The organism is Pseudomonas sp. NPDC087342 (assembly GCF_044744265.1).
GTDB lineage: Bacteria > Pseudomonadota > Gammaproteobacteria > Pseudomonadales > Pseudomonadaceae > Aquipseudomonas > Aquipseudomonas nunensis.
The window spans coordinates 1-1,785 of record NZ_JBIUXZ010000058.1 but is presented as its reverse complement, the minus strand read 5'-3'; the positions used below and the strand labels follow the sequence as shown (position 1 = coordinate 1,785).

1 pseudogene is annotated in these 1,785 nt (G+C 58.5%); it reads left to right on the top strand.

From position 1 onward, the window contains the following. Positions 1-1,785 (top strand): annotated as a pseudogene (gene infB, locus ACIOYV_RS33265) (translation initiation factor IF-2); the annotation flags it as partial.

The following is a 1,785-nucleotide window of genomic DNA, read 5'->3' as shown; positions in this document are numbered from 1 at the left end:
CGCAAGTCTCGGTGAAACAACTGGCCGATGAGGTATAAACACAGTTAGAGCGCCTGTTGCAGCAGATGCGTGAGGCAGGTCTGCCGCACACCGCCGACGTAGAACATGTGACTGACAGTGAGAAGCAATCTTTGCTGACTCACTTGAAAAGCAGCCACAAGGCGAAAGTGGAAGAACCACGCAAGATCACGCTGCAGCGTAAAACCACCAGCACCCTGCGTGTTGCTGGCAGCAAAAGCATCAGCGTTGAAGTCCGTAAAAAGAAAGTTTTCGTACAGCGCAGCCCGGAAGAAATTGAAGCCGAGCGCAAACGCGAACTGGATGAACGTCGCGCAGTAGAAAATGCTGCCCGTCAGAAGGCTGAAGAAGAAGCCAAGCGTCGCGCCGAAGAAGAAGCACGTCGCCAGCCTGCTACTGCGCAAAACGCTACTAACGATGCTGTCGCAGCGCCTGCTGCGGTTGCCGAGCCAGTTCGCGAAAGCGCACCGGTCGTGGCGGCTGCACCGGCTCCTTCTGCGGACCGCAAGCCGAACGATCAACGTCGTCCGGACAAACCACGTGCAGACGATAACAATCGTCGCAGCGGCGGTGGCGATGGCGAGCGCAAAAACGCTCCGCATCGTGCTTCGGTCAAAGAGAAAGCGCCTGCTCCACGTGTTGCGCCACGTACTACCGACGAAGAAAGCGATGGCTTCCGTCGTGGTGGTCGCGGCAAGGCCAAGCTGAAGAAACGCAACGCTCACGGTTTCCAGAGCCCAACCGGCCCTGTTGTGCGTGATGTGCAGATCGGCGAGACCATCACTGTTGGCGATCTCGCTCAGCAGATGTCGGTCAAGGCTGCTGAAATCATCAAGTTCATGTTCAAACTGGGTACTCCAGCGACCATCAACCAGGTATTGGATCAGGAAACTGCTCAACTGGTTGCCGAGGAGCTGGGCCACAAAGTGACCCTGGTCAGCGACACCGCCCTGGAAGATTCCCTGGCCGAGTCCCTGAAGTTTGAAGGTGAGACGTTCTCCCGTGCACCGGTTGTGACCGTAATGGGCCACGTTGACCACGGTAAGACCTCGCTGCTCGACTACATCCGTCGTGCCAAGGTTGCTGCTGGCGAAGCCGGCGGTATCACCCAGCACATCGGCGCATACCACGTTGAAACTGATCGCGGCATGGTCACGTTCCTCGACACCCCGGGTCACGCTGCGTTTACCGCAATGCGTGCTCGTGGTGCCAAGGCAACTGACATCGTGATCCTGGTCGTTGCAGCGGACGACGGCGTAATGCCGCAGACCATTGAAGCGGTCCAGCACGCCAAGGCTGCCGGTGTTCCTCTGGTCGTTGCAGTGAACAAAATTGACAAGCCGGGCGCTGATCTCGATCGCATCCGTAGCGAACTGTCGGTTCACGGCGTGACCTCGGAAGAGTGGGGCGGCGACACCCCGTTCGTATCGGTTTCGGCGAAAGTCGGTACTGGCGTGGACGAGTTGCTCGAAGCTGTTCTGCTGCAGGCCGAAGTTCTGGAACTGAAGGCAACCCCTTCGGCCCCAGGTCGTGGTGTTGTAGTTGAATCGCGTCTCGACAAAGGTCGTGGCCCGGTTGCTACCGTTTTGGTTCAAGACGGTACCCTGCGCCAAGGCGACATGGTCCTGGTCGGTTCGAACTATGGCCGTGTACGTGCCATGCTCGACGAGAACGGCAAGCCAATCAAAGAAGCCGGTCCTTCCATCCCTGTCGAGATCCTCGGCCTGGACGGTACCCCGGACGCTGGCGACCAGATGAGCGTGCGGT